Source organism: Agromyces sp. Leaf222 (assembly GCF_001421565.1).
Lineage (GTDB): Bacteria > Actinomycetota > Actinomycetes > Actinomycetales > Microbacteriaceae > Agromyces.
This window is the reverse complement of sequence record NZ_LMKQ01000001.1, coordinates 2,267,120-2,281,416: the sequence shown is the minus strand read 5'-3', so window position 1 is coordinate 2,281,416 and position 14,297 is coordinate 2,267,120. Positions and strand designations below refer to the sequence as shown.

At 70.6% G+C, this 14,297-nt stretch carries 14 protein-coding genes, 1 tRNA gene and 1 other RNA gene; 7 read left to right on the top strand and 9 right to left on the bottom strand.

Annotated features, from left to right (window positions below):
• Window positions 1-38: 38 nt before the first annotated feature.
• Complete coding sequence (locus ASE68_RS10120; RefSeq protein ID WP_055857965.1) at window positions 39-560, top strand: DUF3145 domain-containing protein; 522 nt, start codon at window positions 39-41, stop codon at window positions 558-560.
• A 157-nt stretch (window positions 561-717) separates the two neighbouring features.
• On the opposite strand, the gene ASE68_RS10115 is transcribed toward ASE68_RS10120, so the two are convergent.
• The 6 genes from ASE68_RS10115 to aceE form a co-directional block, all read right to left on the bottom strand.
• Entirely contained in the window at window positions 718-1,953 is a 1,236-nt protein-coding gene (locus ASE68_RS10115) for a beta-ketoacyl synthase (RefSeq protein WP_055857963.1), read from the bottom strand.
• An 81-nt stretch (window positions 1,954-2,034) separates the two neighbouring features.
• Window positions 2,035-2,283: an acyl carrier protein gene (locus tag ASE68_RS10110; RefSeq protein WP_055857961.1), complete on the bottom strand. Its 249-nt coding sequence runs from the start codon at window positions 2,281-2,283 to the stop codon at window positions 2,035-2,037.
• 65 nt (window positions 2,284-2,348) lie between these two features.
• Window positions 2,349-3,353, bottom strand: a complete 1,005-nt coding sequence (locus ASE68_RS10105; protein WP_055861098.1) for a beta-ketoacyl-ACP synthase III — start codon at window positions 3,351-3,353, stop codon at window positions 2,349-2,351.
• A gap of 38 nt (window positions 3,354-3,391) precedes the next feature.
• The gene (locus ASE68_RS10100; RefSeq protein ID WP_055857959.1) at window positions 3,392-4,312 is read right to left on the bottom strand and encodes an ACP S-malonyltransferase; all 921 of its coding nucleotides are present in this window, start codon (window positions 4,310-4,312) and stop codon (window positions 3,392-3,394) included.
• A gap of 149 nt (window positions 4,313-4,461) precedes the next feature.
• Window positions 4,462-5,607, bottom strand: a complete 1,146-nt coding sequence (locus ASE68_RS10095; protein WP_235480812.1) for a CdaR family transcriptional regulator — start codon at window positions 5,605-5,607, stop codon at window positions 4,462-4,464.
• A 66-nt stretch (window positions 5,608-5,673) separates the two neighbouring features.
• Window positions 5,674-8,400, bottom strand: a complete 2,727-nt coding sequence (gene aceE, locus ASE68_RS10090; RefSeq protein WP_055857955.1) for a pyruvate dehydrogenase (acetyl-transferring), homodimeric type — start codon at window positions 8,398-8,400, stop codon at window positions 5,674-5,676.
• A 169-nt stretch (window positions 8,401-8,569) separates the two neighbouring features.
• Between aceE and ASE68_RS10085 the strand changes: the two genes are divergently transcribed.
• The 5 genes from ASE68_RS10085 to rnpB all read left to right on the top strand — a co-directional run bounded on the left by ASE68_RS10085 (window position 8,570) and on the right by rnpB (window position 11,385).
• A complete protein-coding gene (locus tag ASE68_RS10085) occupies window positions 8,570-9,037 on the top strand; it encodes a peroxiredoxin (RefSeq protein ID WP_055857953.1) in 468 nt (155 codons plus the stop codon).
• A gap of 76 nt (window positions 9,038-9,113) precedes the next feature.
• Window positions 9,114-9,186, top strand: a tRNA-Val gene (locus ASE68_RS10080).
• A 103-nt stretch (window positions 9,187-9,289) separates the two neighbouring features.
• Window positions 9,290-10,132, top strand: a complete 843-nt coding sequence (locus ASE68_RS10075; protein WP_055857951.1) for a Nif3-like dinuclear metal center hexameric protein — start codon at window positions 9,290-9,292, stop codon at window positions 10,130-10,132.
• Window positions 10,133-10,169: 37 nt separating this feature from the next.
• Window positions 10,170-10,907, top strand: coding sequence for a zinc ribbon domain-containing protein (locus ASE68_RS10070; protein ID WP_055857950.1), 738 nt, complete (start codon window positions 10,170-10,172; stop codon window positions 10,905-10,907).
• Between the two features lie 102 nt (window positions 10,908-11,009).
• Window positions 11,010-11,385: RNase P RNA component class A (rnpB, locus tag ASE68_RS15010), an RNA gene on the top strand.
• Between the two features lie 28 nt (window positions 11,386-11,413).
• Here the strand turns inward: rnpB and ppgK are convergent.
• A complete protein-coding gene (gene ppgK, locus ASE68_RS10065; RefSeq protein WP_055857947.1) occupies window positions 11,414-12,169 on the bottom strand; it encodes a polyphosphate--glucose phosphotransferase in 756 nt (251 codons plus the stop codon).
• A gap of 35 nt (window positions 12,170-12,204) precedes the next feature.
• Complete coding sequence (gene map / locus ASE68_RS10060; protein WP_055857944.1) at window positions 12,205-13,068, bottom strand: type I methionyl aminopeptidase; 864 nt, start codon at window positions 13,066-13,068, stop codon at window positions 12,205-12,207.
• An 11-nt stretch (window positions 13,069-13,079) separates the two neighbouring features.
• Here map and ASE68_RS10055 point away from each other — a divergent pair, with 11 nt between their 5' ends.
• A complete protein-coding gene (locus tag ASE68_RS10055; RefSeq protein ID WP_055857943.1) occupies window positions 13,080-13,265 on the top strand; it encodes a hypothetical protein in 186 nt (61 codons plus the stop codon).
• A 61-nt stretch (window positions 13,266-13,326) separates the two neighbouring features.
• Here the strand turns inward: ASE68_RS10055 and panB are convergent, their stop codons facing one another.
• On the bottom strand, window positions 13,327-14,250 hold the full coding sequence (gene panB / locus ASE68_RS10050; RefSeq protein WP_055857941.1) for a 3-methyl-2-oxobutanoate hydroxymethyltransferase: 924 nt from the start codon (window positions 14,248-14,250) through the stop codon (window positions 13,327-13,329).
• Window positions 14,251-14,297 lie beyond the last annotated feature (47 nt).

The following is a 14,297-nucleotide window of genomic DNA, read 5'->3' as shown; positions in this document are numbered from 1 at the left end:
TCGTAGGGGAAGACGCACCTCGAGAAACGGAGTCGGAGATGGCAGAGACGTTGTCGCGGGTCGTGCGCCCCGCACAGGGAGTGCTGTTCGTGCACTCTGCACCGCGCGCGCTATGCCCGCATGTCGAGTGGGCCGCTGGTCGTGCCCTCGGCACCGCGGTGAACTTCGACTGGAGCGAGCAGCCCGTCTATCGCGGACTCCTGCGCGCCGAGTTCCATTGGGAGGGCGACGCCGGCTCAGGCGCGAAGATCGCCTCGGCGCTCCGCGGGTGGGAGCAGCTCCGCTACGAGGTGAGCGAAGACCCGACCCCCGGTACCGACGGTGCCCGATGGATGCACACGCCCGAGCTCGGGGTCTACTTCGCGCAGACCGATGTCGCGGGCAACACCGTCATCGGCGAAGACCGCATCCGCTACGCGATGGAGATCGCCGGTTCCGACCCGGTCGAGCTGCACCGCGAACTCCGACTCGCTCTCGGGCAGGCGTGGGACGACGAACTCGAGCCGTTCCGCCACGCGAGCGACCTCGCCCCCGTCGTCTGGCTGCACCAGGTGGGGTGAGCAGGGCCTCGGCCCGCGTGCTGGCGTCCCGCGATCGTCGGAGAGTCGCTCCCGGTGAACGCACGGACGAAACCCGCGGGCCGTCGACGAGGAAGCCCCCGGTGCCGATGGCGCCGGGGGCTTCATCACGAGCGGATGCCGCGGCATCCGTCGTCGACTACATCGAGCGGAAGACCGCGACCGCGTTGTGGCCGCCGAACCCGAACGAGTTCGAGATCGCCACCTGGGGGCCGTCGCCGAGCGGCTGCGGCTCGCCCGAGACGCGCAGCGGGATCGCGGGGTCCTGGGTGGTGAGGTTGATCGTCGGGGGAGCGAGGCGGCTCTCGAGCGCGAGCACCGTGAAGACGGCCTCGAGCGCGCCGGTGCCGCCGAGCAGGTGACCGGTCGAGGCCTTCGTCGCCGAGACGGGGATCTCGTGCACCCGGTCGCCGAACACGCTGTGCAGCGCGGTGTACTCGGCGATGTCGCCGACGGGCGTGCTCGTGGCGTGCGCGTTGATGTGGGTGACCTCGTCGGGCGTGGCACCCGCCTGCGCGAGGGCGTCGAGCACGGCACGGCTCGCGCCGCGACCCTCTGGGTCGTTGGCGGTGATGTGGTACGAGTCGGCGCTCACGGCGCCGCCGGCGAGCTCCGCGTAGATGCGGGCGCCGCGGGCGAGCGCGTGCTCCTCGGTCTCGATGACGAGGCTCGCCGCGCCCTCGCCCATGACGAAGCCGTCGCGGTCGACGCTGTACGGACGCGACGCGTGCGCCGGGTCGTCGTTGCGCTTGGAGAGGGCCTGCATCGACGAGAACGACGCGAGCGTGATCGGGTGGATCGCCGACTCGGAACCGCCGGCGATGACGACGTCGGCGAGGCCGAGCTGCAGGTGCTCGTAGGCGTTCGCGAGCGACTCGGTGCTCGAGGCGCACGCCGAGGCGACGGTGCGCGCGAACGCACGGGCCTCGAAGTGCATCGAGATGGCCGCGGAGGCCGCGTTCGGCATGAGCATGGGCACGGTCATGGGCAGAACACGGCGCGGGCCGCGCTCGCGCAGGGTGTCCCACGCGTCGAGCAGGGTCCAGATGCCGCCGATGCCGGTCGCGTAGTCGACCCCGAGACGCTCGGGGGCGACCTCGGGTGCGCCGGCGTCGGCCCAGGCCTCCATCGCCGAGATCAGTGCGAACTGGCTCGACGGGTCGAGGCGCTTGGCGACCTGACGCTCGAGCACCTCTTCGGGGCGGACCTTCGCGGGGGCCGCGAAGTGCACCGGCAGGTCGTACTCGGCGACCCAGTCGTGCTCGAGCGTGCGAGCACCGGATTCGCCGGCGAGCAGGGCATTCCAACTGTCACGGGCGGTGCCGCCGAGCGGCGAGGACGCGCCGATGCCCGTGATCACGATCTTCTTGGTCATACGAGAAACACTCCGATGGAGGAAGGGATCAGGCTGAGCGAGCGGGCCGGGGCGTACGCGCCGGCCCGCTCGGAGCGTCGCCTAAGCCGAGGCCTTGACGATGAAGTCGACGGCGTCGCCGACGGTCTTGAGGTTCTTGACCTCTTCGTCGGGGATCTTGACGTCGAACTTCTCTTCAGCGTTGACGACGATGGTCATCATCGAGATCGAGTCGATGTCGAGGTCGTCGGTGAACGACTTGTCCAGCTCAACCGTGTCGGTTGCGATGCCGGTCTCGTCGTTGATGAGCTCGGCCAGGCCGGCAAGCACTTCTTCGGTGGACAATGCCATGGTTCTTCTCCTTGAGGGTGTCTCGTTTGACCGAGAGCCAGTCTAGATGGACAGGGGTCGGCGGTTCACGGCAGAACCACCACTTGGGCGCCGAACACGAGGCCGGCGCCGAAGCCGATCTGGAGGGCGAGGCCTCCGGAAAGTTCAGGGTGCTCCTCGAGCAGGCGGTGGGTCGCGAGGGGGATCGACGCCGCGGAGGTGTTGCCGGTCGTGGCGATGTCGCGTGCGATCGCGACCGACTCCGGCAGCTTCAGCTGCTTGGCGAACTCGTCGATGATGCGCATGTTCGCCTGGTGCGGGATGAACGCGGCGAGGTCGGCCGCGGTGATGCCGGCGGCGTCGAGCGCCTGCTTCGCGACCTTGGCCATGTCCCAGACCGCCCAGCGGAACACGGTCTGTCCCTCTTGGCGAAGGGTGGGCCATTCGGCCGCCCCGTCGCGGTACTCCACGAGCGTGCCGTTCATGCCCACCGCGCCGGCCTTCGAGCCGTCGGAGCCCCACACCGTCTGCGCGATGCCCGGGAAGTCGCTCGGCCCGATGACCACGGCGCCGGCGCCGTCGCCGAGCAGGAACGAGATGGAGCGATCGGTGGGGTCGACGACGTCGGAGAGCTTCTCGGCGCCGATCACGAGCGCGTAGTGCGCGACGCCCGTGCGGATGAGCGCGTCGGCCTGGGCCACCGCGTAGGCGTAGCCGGCGCAGGCCGCGTTCGTGTCGTAGGCGGCCGCGGGGTTCGCCCCGACGCGGTCGGCGACGACGGCCGACATCGACGGCGTCTGGCGCACGTTCGAGATGGTCGCGACGATCACGAGGTCGATGTGCTCCGGCGCGACGCCCGACTTCTCGATGGCTTCGCGCGCGGCATCCGTCGCGAGGTCGAGCGCCGACACGTCGGCCCCGGCGCGCGTGCGCGTGATGATGCCGGTGCGCTGCTGGATCCACTCGTCGGAGGAGTCGATCGGGCCGATGAGGTCGTCGTTCGGCACGGCGTTCTCGCCGCGCGCCGCGCCGACGGCGTAGATGCGCGTGTAGGCGGGGCCGTGCGACTGCTGCAGGGTGGGCTTGGTCATGTTCGACATTCTCTCGGAGCGTTCGGCCGTGCCGCGAATCAGGCGGCCTGTTCGATGAGTTCGATCGCGGCCGTAAGGTCGTCTGGGGTCTTCACGGCGACCGTCGGCACGCCCTTGAGTGCGCGCTTGGCCAGGCCGACGAGTGCGCCGGCCGGGGCGACCTCGATGATGCCCGTGACGCCGGCTTCGGCGAACGAGGCCATGCAGCGGTCCCAGCGCACCGGCGAGGAGACCTGGCCGACGAGGAGGTCGACGAACTCGGTTCCGGATGTCACGATGCGGCCGTCGCGGTTCGTCCAGATCGTCTGGGCGGGGTCGGCCGGGCTCAGCGTCGACGCGACCTCGGTGAGGCGTTCGACCGCGGGACCCATGTAGCGCGTGTGGAATGCGCCGGCGACCTGCAGCGGAATCACCCGGGTGCCCGCCGGCGGCTCGGCCTTCAGCGTCTCGAGGGCGTTGAGCGCTCCGGCGACGACGATCTGCCCGCCGCCGTTGAAGTTCGCGGGCTCGAGGCCGAGTTCGGCGAGGCGTGAGAGCAGCACCGACTCGTCGCCGCCGAGGACGGCGCTCATGCCGGTGGGCGTCTGTGCCGCGGCATCCGACATCGCGCGACCACGCTCGCCGACGAATCGCATGGCGTCGGCGGCGGAGAGCACGCCGGCGCCCGCGGCAGCGGTGATCTCGCCGACCGAGTGGCCCGCGATGCCGCCGATCTTCGCGGCGCGGCCGTCGGCCAGCAGCGCGTCGAGGGTGAGCAGGCCCGCTGCGACGATGAGCGGCTGGGCCACCGCGGTGTCGCGGATGGTGTCGGCGTCGCTCTCGGTGCCGTGCAGGGCGAGGTCGACGCCCGCGGCCTGCGAGTACGCGTCGAGACGCTCGGCGCGCGCGGGGTCCGCGAGCCAAGGGGCGAGGAATCCGGGGGTCTGGGAGCCCTGACCAGGGCAGACGACGACGATCACGTCCCTAGTCTGTCAATGACGCCGGGTGCGCGTGTGTGCCGATGCGACAAGCTCTCACGGAAAGGCTTGTGCGCGTCCCACAGGCGGCCGCACCTCCGACGCGTCTCAGGGACGTGGCGGAGTCGGCTGCCGCGAGGCGCGACGGCGTCTCAGACGTTGCGTCGCCGCGGCGGATGCTCGTGGTCGCTCATCGAGCCGATGATGAGCGCGGACTGCAGGATGAGCGCCTCGCGTGCGCCCGTCGCGTCCCACCCGATCACGTCGGAGACGCGCTTGAGGCGGTAGCGCACGGTGTTGGGATGCACGAAGAGCTCGCGCGCCGTCGCCTCGAGCGATCGACCGTTGTCGAGATAGCTCCAGAGGGTCGTGAGCAATTCGGTCGAGTGCGCCTGCAGCGGGCGGTAGATGCGGTGCACGAGCGTGGCCCGCGCGAGCGGGTCGCCCGCGAGCGCCCGCTCTGGCAGCAGGTCGTCGGCGTGCACCGGACGCGGCGCATGCCGCCAGGAGCGCGCGACGGCGAACCCGGCAAGCGCGGCCTTGGCGCTCTTGGACGCGTCGACGAGGTTCGGCACCTCGTGGCCGAGCACGAGGTGGCCGGCGCCGAAGTGACCCTCGAGCTGCGTCGCGAACTCCATGAAGGTCATCGCGGGCGACGTGCCGACCTCGTCGGGCTGCCGGCCGAGCTGCTCGGAGCGTCCGATCACGAGCACGAGGCGATTGCCCTGCACCCCGATCAGCACGTCGGCCTGCATGTGCCGGGCGACCCGGCGCACATGGTCGACGTCGAGCTGCTTCGGCGCGGTGCCCACGAGCACCGCGACCTCGCCGTGTCCGTGCCAGCCGAGCGCGGCGATGCGGCTCGGCAGCTCGTCGTCGTACTCGCCCGAGAGGATCGAGTCGACCACGAGCGCCTCGAGCCGAGCATCCCAGAGGCCACGGGCCTCGGCCGCGCGGGCGTAGACGTCGGCCGCGGCGAACGCGATCTCGCGGGAGTACAGCAGGATCGCCTCGCGCAGCGGCTCGCCGCCGTCGCGCACGCGATCCTCGACGACCTCGACCGTCACCCTGATCAACTGCAGCGTCTGCTGCAGGCTGACCGAGCGGAGCAGCTCGCGCGGAGCCGCGCCGAACACGTCGGCCGCGATCCACGGCGTCGAGCGCGGGTCCTCGAACCACGCGATGAACGAGGAGATGCCGGCCTGGGCGACGAGCCCGACGGCCGATCGCCGACTGGGCGGCATGTCCCCGTACCAGGGCAGGGTGTCCTCCAGGCGCTTCAGCGTCTGGGTCGACAACTCACCCGCGATGGTTCGCAACCATCCGAGCGTCTCTGCCTTGGTACGGGGTTTCGCCACCTCGGGTTAGCTCTCGCCGCCGGCGGAACCGGTGGTTCCGGCGTTGACGTCGTGCAGGCGGTACTTCGCGATCGCCTGAGCCGGCACCGAGGCGTCGAGCTCTCCGCGGGCCACGAGCTGCTCGAGCGCGCGCACCACGACCGACGGCCCGTCGATCTTGAAGTAGCGACGAGCCGCTGCGCGCGTGTCGGAGAAGCCGAAGTCGTCGGCACCGAGCGTGGCGAAGTCGCCGGGCACGTAGGCGCGGATCTGGTCGGGCACCGCGTGCATGTAGTCGGACACGGCGACGAACGGACCGTTCGAACCGGCCAGCTTCGTCGTCAGGTACGGCACGCGCTTCTCGGCATCGGGGTTCAGGAAGTTGTGCTCGTCGGCGGCGAGGCCGTCGCGACGGAGCTCGGCCCAGCTGGTGACCGACCACACGTCGGCCGAGACGCCCCAGTCCTGGGCGAGCAGGTGCTGCGCCTCGAGGGCCCAGGGCACCGCAACGCCGGACGCGAGGATCTGCGCCGACGGGCCGTTGCCGTTGCCGGCCGCGACCTTGTGGATGCCGCGGAGGATCCCGTCGACGTCGACACCCTCGGGCTCGGCCGGCTGCACGATCGGCTCGTTGTACACCGTGAGGTAGTACATGACGTTCGGGTCGGAGTGCGACCCGCCGTACATGCGCTCGAGGCCGGCACGCATGATGTGGCCGATCTCGTAGCCGTATGCGGGGTCGTAGCTGACCACGGCCGGGTTCGTCGACGCGAGCAGCGGCGAGTGGCCGTCGGCGTGCTGCAGGCCCTCACCCGTGAGGGTGGTGCGGCCGGCCGTCGCGCCGATGATGAAGCCGCGCGCCATCTGGTCGCCTGCAGCCCACATGGCGTCGCCCGTGCGCTGGAACCCGAACATCGAGTAGAACACGTACACCGGGATCAGGGGCTCGCCCTGCGTGGCGTACGCGGTGCCGATGTTCGTGAAGGCCGCGAACGCGCCGGCCTCGTTGATGCCGACGTGCACGATCTGGCCCTGCGGGCTCTCCTTGTAGGCGAGCAGCAGTTCGCGGTCGACCGAGGTGTAGTGCTGGCCGTTGGGGTTGTAGATCTTCGCCGTCGGGAAGAACGCGTCGATGCCGAAGGTGCGCGCCTCGTCGGGGATGATCGGAACGATGCGGTGGCCGAAGTCCTTCGAGCGGATGAGGTCCTTCAGCAGACGCACGAAGGCCATCGTCGTCGCGATCTCCTGCGTGCCGGAGCCCTTCTTCGAGATCGCGTAGGCCGAGTCGTCGGGCAGCGAGATCTCGACGTGCTTCGAGCGGCGCTCGGGAACGTAGCCGCCGAGCGCACGACGGCGCTCCTGCAGGTACTGGATCGCCTCGTCGCCCTGACCCGGGTGGTAGTACGGGGGCAGGTACGGGTTCTCCTCGAGCTGCGCGTCGGAGATGGGGATGCGCATCTCGTCGCGGAAGCCCTTGAGGTTGTCGAGGGTCATCTTCTTCATCTGGTGTGTCGCGTTGCGCCCCTCGAAGGACTTGCCGAGGCCGTACCCCTTGATGGTCTTCGCGAGGATGACCGTGGGCTGGCCCTTGTGCTCGGTGGCCGCCTTGAACGCCGCGTAGATCTTGCGGTAGTCGTGGCCGCCGCGCTTGAGGCCCCAGACCTCGTCGTCGCTGAGGTGCGACACGAGCTCGAGGGCGCGCGGGTCGCGGCCGAAGAAGTTCTCGCGCACGTACGCGCCGGACTCGGTCTTGTACGTCTGGTAGTCGCCGTCGGGCGTGACGTTCATGAGGTTGCGGAGCGCGCCGTCGTGGTCGGCGGCGAGCAGCGAGTCCCACTCGCGGCCCCAGACGACCTTGATGACGTTCCAGCCGGCGCCGCGGAAGAAGCTCTCGAGCTCCTGGATGATCTTGCCGTTGCCGCGAACCGGGCCGTCGAGGCGCTGCAGGTTGCAGTTGATGACGAAGTTGAGGTTGTCGAGGCCCTCGTTCGCAGCGACCTGGAGCTGGCCGCGGCTCTCGACCTCGTCCATCTCGCCGTCACCGAGGAACGCCCAGACCTGCTGGTCGGAGGCGTCCTTGATGCCGCGGTTGGTGAGGTACCGGTTCAGCTGGGCCTGGTAGATCGCGTTGATCGGCCCGAGGCCCATCGACACGGTCGGGAACTGCCAGAACTCGGGCATGAGGCGCGGGTGCGGGTACGACGAGAGCCCGTGAGGCGCACGCGACTTCTCCTGGCGGAATCCGTCGAGGTCGGCGTCGCTGAGGCGGCCCTCGAGGAAGGCGCGGGCGTACATGCCGGGGGAGGCGTGCCCCTGGAAGAAGACCTGGTCGCCGCCGCCGGGGTGGTCCTGGCCGCGGAAGAAGTGGTTGAGGCCGACCTCGTAGAGCGAGGCCGCGCCGGCGTAGGTCGAGATGTGGCCGCCGACGCCGATCTCGGGCCGCTGCGAGCGGTGCACGAGGATGGCGGCGTTCCAGCGGAGCCAGGCGCGGTAGCGGCGCTCGATCTCCTCATCGCCGGGGAACTCCGGCTCGTTCTCGGGGGCGATCGTGTTCAGGTAGTCCGTGGTCGGAACCATGGGCACGCCGAGGTGCAGTTCCTTCGAACGCTTGAGCAGGCTGAGCATGATCTCACGACCACGCTGGTGCCCCTTCGCCGTGACGAGCGCATCGAGGGATTCGGCCCACTCGGATGTCTCATCGGGGTCGGAATCCAGGGACTCGACGGAGTAGGGGTCCTGGTCGTTGACAGTCACACTCGACCTTTCTCTACGGCAGATCATGCCGGGCGCGGCGATCCGCGCGCACGACGAACGGCCGGGTTTCGACCGATCACACTTGGCCATACTAGTGACATTCGCACAACGTTTCGGCTCGGTACGCTGTGCCTTCGCTCAGCGTTCGACAAAGCAGAGGAGAGAACGGATGCCGCTCCCGGCCGGTGCCCTCGCCCCCGACTTCGAACTGGTCGACGAGGCCGGCCAGACGGTCCGGCTTGCCGATCAGACCGCCGTCGGGCCGGTCGTCCTGGTGTTCTTCCCGCTCGCGTTCTCGCGCACCTGCGAGGGCGAGTTGGGCGTGCTGCGCGACCACCCGGCGCTCTTCGCCGGGGCCGGTGCGCGGGTGATCGGCGTCTCGGTCGACTCGAAGTTCTCCCTCCGCGCCTGGACCGAGGAGCAGGGCTTCGGCTTCCCGCTCCTGTCCGACTTCTGGCCGCACGGCGCGGTCGCCCGCGCCTACGGCGCCTTCCTCGAGGATCGCGGGCACGCCGCCCGGGCGACCTTCGTGATCGACGGCGCCGGGGTGATCCGGGCGGGCTTCGCCACGGGGCCCGGTGAACCGCGCACCATCGAGCAGTACCGCGCGGGGCTCGCGGCGCTCGGCCCGAACTGACGGCCCCGACCGGTCGGCCGGCGCGTCGGGGCATCCGTCGCTCGCGATAGCATTGCGGATGCGTCGCTCACGCGGCGGGCCTTTAGCTCAGTTGGTAGAGCGCCACGTTTACACCGTGGATGTCGTCGGTTCGAGCCCGGCAGGGCCCACTCGAGAGGGCCCACTCGAGTTGGCCCACACGCTGTGGCCCGCACGCTCCGGCCAGGCCCGGCGGCCGGACGGTACTCGGGGGCGCGACGGTAGGCTTGGCACGTGCCCGCTGACCTCGCCGACGTCCTCACCACGATCGAACGGCTCTGGCCTGTCGCGGGCGCCGAGCCCTGGGATTCGGTCGGGCTCGTCACCGGTGATCCGGATGCCGCGGTGCGGCGGGTGCTCTTCACGGTCGACGCCGTCGGCGAGACCGTCGACGAAGCCCTCGAGTGGGGTGCCGACCTCGTGATCGCGCACCACCCGCTGCTCCTGAAGGGCGTGACCACCGTCGCCGAGGACGGCTACAAGGGGTCCCTCATCGCGCGCCTGATCCGCGGCGGCTGCGCACTCGTCGCCGCGCATACGAACGCCGACGTCGTCGAGCGCGGCACCTCCGCCGTGCTCGCCGAGCGCATCGGGCTCGTCGACGCGCGCCCGATCGTGCCGAGCGCGGGGCCGAGTGGAGCCGCGGAGTCCGAACCCAGCCGCGGACTCGGCCGCGTCGGGCGTCTCGCGCAGCCCACGACCGTCGGCCGGCTGGCCCGGCAGCTCGCCGAGATCCTCCCGCCGACGGCGACCGGCGTCCGCGTCGCCGGCGGCTTCGACGACCCGGTCGAGACCGTCGCCGTCTGCGGGGGAGCCGGCGACTCGCTGCTCGGTGATCCCGCGGTGCGCGCCGCCGACGCGTACATCACCGCCGACCTGCGGCACCACCCCGCATCCGAATCCCGCGAGCAGTCGAGGCTGACCCGCGGGCCCGCCCTCATCGACGTGTCGCACTGGGCCAGCGAGTGGCTCTGGCTGGATGCCGCGGCCGCACAGCTCGGCGAGGCCCACCCCGATCTCGAGCTCCGCGTGAGCGAGCTCCGCACCGACCCCTGGGACTTCCAGGTCGTGCAATGATGACCATTCCCACCGCGAATCCCACAAGGAGCACCACGTGAAGGCAAGCCCAGCCGACCAGCAGCAACTTCTGCGCCTCCAGGCCGTCGACACCCGACTCCAGCAGATCGCGCACCGGCTCGGAAGCCTGCCCCAGTCCGGCCCGATCGCCGAGCTCGCCGCCCGCGATGCAGCCGTCCGCTCGCGCCGTGCCGAGGCGCAGGGCGCCCTCGAAGACGTGCGCGCTGAACTGAAGCGCATCGAATCGGATGTCGCGGTCGTCGAGGCCCGCATCGCGCGAGACGGCGACCGGCTGCAGCACACCTCCTCGACGAAGGATGTCGCGGCGCTCGAGTCAGAGCTCGCCTCACTGGCGAAGCGGCTGAGCGACCTCGAAGACCAGGAGCTGATCGTCATGGAGCGCGTCGAGCAGGCCGAGGGCGTCGTCGCGGGCATCGACTCCGAGCGTGCCGAGATCGCCGAGCAGACCGCGGCCCTCGAAGCGGCGCGCAACGAGGCGTCCGCAGGGCTCGTCGTCGAGCGCGACGGCGCAGAGCGCGACCGCATCGTCGTGGCCGGCGAGGTTCCGGCGGAGCTGCTCGCCTACTTCGAGCAGCGTCGAGCGCGCGGCGCGGGCATCGGCGCGGCGCTGCTGCGCCAGCGCACCTGCGGCGGGTGCACGATGACCCTCACCGGATCCGATCTCGACGTCGTGCGACGCGCCGCTCCCGACGAGGTGCTGCTCTGCCCCGAGTGCGACCGCATCCTGGTGCGCACCGAGGAGTCCGGCATCTGATCGGAGGTCGCGCCGGGCGTGCGCTGCGGGTGCGAGGCGCTCCGACGGGGCGCACCGCGCGGCGCGTTCGCCCAGCCACGGCCTGTACGCTTGGCGTGTGAGCGGGTCGGCAAGACGACCGCGTCATCCGAGCGATCGGATGCCGAGGAACGTCCGGGCTCCGCAGGGCAGGACGGTGGGTAACACCCACCCGGGGCAACCCGCGAGACAGTGCCACAGAAAGCAGACCGCCCGGCGCGCAAGCGCCGGGTAAGGGTGAAACGGTGGGGTAAGAGCCCACCAGCGGCCGCGGTGACGCGGTCGGCTCGGTAAACCTCGTCCGGAGCAAGGTCAGACAGGGAACGATGGGGCTGCCCGTCCCGTTCCCGGGTAGGCCGCTGGAGGGGCACGGCAACGTGTCTCCGAGAGAGATGGTCGTCCAGCCGGGGTCGCGCAAGCGCCCGGTGAACAGAACCCGGCGTATCAGCCGGCCCGCTCACACCTTCGCGCGCCGGGGTCGCCCCGGCTCAGTCGAGTGCGAGCGCCGCGGCACCGATGATGCCCGCGTTGTTGCGGTGCACGGCCGGCACGATCGGCGTCTTCAGGTCGAGCAGCGGCAGGAAGTGCTCCTGGTGCTTCGAGACGCCGCCGCCGACCACGAACAGGTCGGGCGAGAAGATGAACTCCACGTGCGCGTAGTAGCGCTGGAGGCGCTCGGCCCACTGCTTCCAGCTGAGCTCCTCGCGCTCCATCGCCGAGTACGCGGCGCGGTGCTCGGCGTCGTCGTCGTCGAGTTCGAGGTGTCCGAGTTCGGTGTTCGGGATGAGCACGCCGTCGTACAGGAACGCCGAGCCGATGCCCGTGCCCAGGGTCGTGAGGATCACGAGCCCGTCGACGCCGGCCGCAGCACCGAACCGCAGCTCGGCGACGCCGGCGGCATCCGCGTCGTTGATGAAGTGGATGTCGCGGCCGAGCGCCTTCTCGAAGAGCTCCTCGGCGTGCAGGCCGATCCACTTCTTCGAGACGTTGGCGGCCGACAGCGTGTGCCCGCGCTTCACGATGGCCGGGAAGCAGACGCCGAGTGCGAGTCCGTCGATGTCGCCGTCGGCGCCGATCGCCTGGAGGAGTTCGGTCGTCGCCTCGACGATGTCATCGGGCTTGCCGCCGTCGGGGGTCAGGACCTTGCGGCGCTCGGAGACGAGTGCGCCGGTCTCGAGATCGACGATCGCCCCCTTGATGCCCGTTCCGCCGATGTCGATCCCGATCGCGTGCTTGGTCGCCATGCCGACACACTATCGCGGCCTCGACGGCGGAGGCGTCAGGGAAGGGTCAGGATCTCGGCGCCGCGCTCGGTGACGACCAGCGTGTGCTCGAACTGCGCGGTGAGCGAGCGGTCGCGGGTCACGACGGTCCAGTCGTCGCCCCAGACATCCCACTCGATGGATCCGAGCGTGAGCATGGGCTCGATCGTGAACACCATGCCGGGCTCGATGACGGTGTCGAACTGGGGCGCGTCGTAGTGGGGGATCACGAGCCCGGTGTGGAACGCCCGGCCCACGCCGTGACCGGTGTAGTCGCGCACGACGCCGTAGCCGAACCGCTTCGCGTACGCCTCGATGGCACGGCCGATGACGTTGACCTGCCGGCCCGGCGCGACCGCGCGGATGCCGCGGGCGAGCGCCTCGCGCGTGCGCTCGACGAGCTGCGTCGCCTCGTCGCTCGCCTCACCGACGAGGAAGGTGTGGTTGAGGTCGCCGTGGTACCCGTCGAGGTAGGCGGTCACGTCGATGTTCACGAGGTCGCCGTCGGCGAGCACCGTGTCGTCGGGGATGCCGTGGCAGATGACCTCGTTGACCGACGTGCACGAGGACTTCGGGTACCCGCGGTAGCCGAGCGTCGAGGGGTACGCGCCGTGGCCGACGACGACCTCGTGCGCGATGCGGTCGAGCTCGTCGGTCGTGACGCCGGGCCGGATCGCGGCCGCCGCCGCCTCGATCGCGCGAGCCGCGATGCGCCCGGCTGCGCGGATCTTCTCCACCTCGTCGGGGGAGTAGCGGTCGCCGGCGGTGTTCTGGGCGGGTGCCGCGCGACCGACGTACTCGGGGCGGGCGATCGACGACGGCACCTGACGGGTCGGCGAGAGTCGTCCGGGAATGAGGTGGCCAGCGGCGTCCTTCGGCATAGGATCAGCCTATGGCCGAGGACATCGAACACCGCTTCTGGTACAACCTCAAGACGGGCGCAGTGGAGCAGGGCTTCGTGTCGCCGTCGGTCGACCGTGCCGGGCCCTTCGACACGCGCGAGGAGGCCGAGCACGCACTCGAGAAGCTCCGCGCGAACAGCGCGAAATGGGCCGCAGAGGACGCCGCCGACGACTGACCGGTGATCGGCGAGTCACGGCTCGCACGTCACCCGGTGCGCGACTCGGGGCCGGGGCGGCTCACTCGTAGCTGTGCTCGGCGCTCGGGTACTCGCCGCTCGCGACGTCGGCCTGCCACTCGGCGGCCGCCTTGCCCAGGATGCCGGCGAGGTCGGCGTACTGGCGAACGAACTTCGGCACGCGGCCGACGGTGAGGCCCGCCCAGTCGGTCCAGACGAGCAGTTGGCCGTCGGTGTGCGGGCCGGCGCCGACGCTGATGGTCGGGATGTCGAGGCGTTCGGTCACCTGGCGTGCGGCGTCGGACGGCACCATCTCGAGCACGACGGCGAACGCACCGGCATCCTGCACCGCCTCGGCGTCGGCGAGCAACTGCTGCACGCCCTCGCCGCGGCCCTGGATGATGTGCCCGCCGAGCCCGTGCTCGCTCTGCGGCGTGTAGCCGATGTGCGCCATGACCGGGATGCCGGCCTGCACGACGCGGCGGATCTGCTCGGCACTGCGCACGCCGCCCTCGAGCTTGACCGCGTGCGCGCCCGTCTCCTTCATGAAGCGGATCGCCGTGTGCAGCGCCTCCTCGGCGCCGACCTCGTAGGAGCCGAACGGCATGTCGGCGATGACGAACGCCCGCTTCACGGCGCCGGCGACGGCGCGCGTGAGGGGGATCAGCTCGTCGACCGTGACGGGCAGGGTCGTCTCGTAGCCGAAGACGTTGTTGCCCGACGAGTCGCCGACGAGCAGGAAGTCGATGCCGGCCTCGTCGAAGATGCGCGCCGTGAGCTGGTCGTAGCTCGTCAGGCCCGTGATCTTGATGCCGTCGCGCTTGGCGTTCTGGAAGTGGCGCGTGCGGACGCGCCTCGGGCCCCCTGGGGCTGCACCGCCGCCGTAAGGCGTGGTCTCGACGGCCGGTTCGGCCTGCGCGGCCGAGTTCGTCGCGGCGGGACTCGGCGCGTCAGGAGTGGCGGGGGATGCAGGCTGGTCGGACATGATGGCAGTCTCCCATACGCGCCCGCGCCGAAGGGCTCGCCGAACGT

Bases quoted from the DNA above. Each gene is read 5' to 3' on its own strand.
- ASE68_RS10120 (WP_055857965.1), top strand. From the start codon at position 39: ATGGCAGAGACGTTGTCGCGGGTCGTGCGCCCCGCACAGGGAGTGCTG.
- ASE68_RS10115 (WP_055857963.1), bottom strand. From the start codon at position 1,953: ATGACCAAGAAGATCGTGATCACGGGCATCGGCGCGTCCTCGCCGCTC.
- ASE68_RS10110 (WP_055857961.1), bottom strand. From the start codon at position 2,283: ATGGCATTGTCCACCGAAGAAGTGCTTGCCGGCCTGGCCGAGCTCATC.
- ASE68_RS10105 (WP_055861098.1), bottom strand. From the start codon at position 3,353: ATGACCAAGCCCACCCTGCAGCAGTCGCACGGCCCCGCCTACACGCGC.
- ASE68_RS10085 (WP_055857953.1), top strand. From the start codon at position 8,570: ATGCCGCTCCCGGCCGGTGCCCTCGCCCCCGACTTCGAACTGGTCGAC.
- ppgK (WP_055857947.1), bottom strand. From the start codon at position 12,169: ATGGCGACCAAGCACGCGATCGGGATCGACATCGGCGGAACGGGCATC.
- map (WP_055857944.1), bottom strand. From the start codon at position 13,068: ATGCCGAAGGACGCCGCTGGCCACCTCATTCCCGGACGACTCTCGCCG.
- ASE68_RS10055 (WP_055857943.1), top strand. From the start codon at position 13,080: ATGGCCGAGGACATCGAACACCGCTTCTGGTACAACCTCAAGACGGGC.
- panB (WP_055857941.1), bottom strand. From the start codon at position 14,250: ATGTCCGACCAGCCTGCATCCCCCGCCACTCCTGACGCGCCGAGTCCC.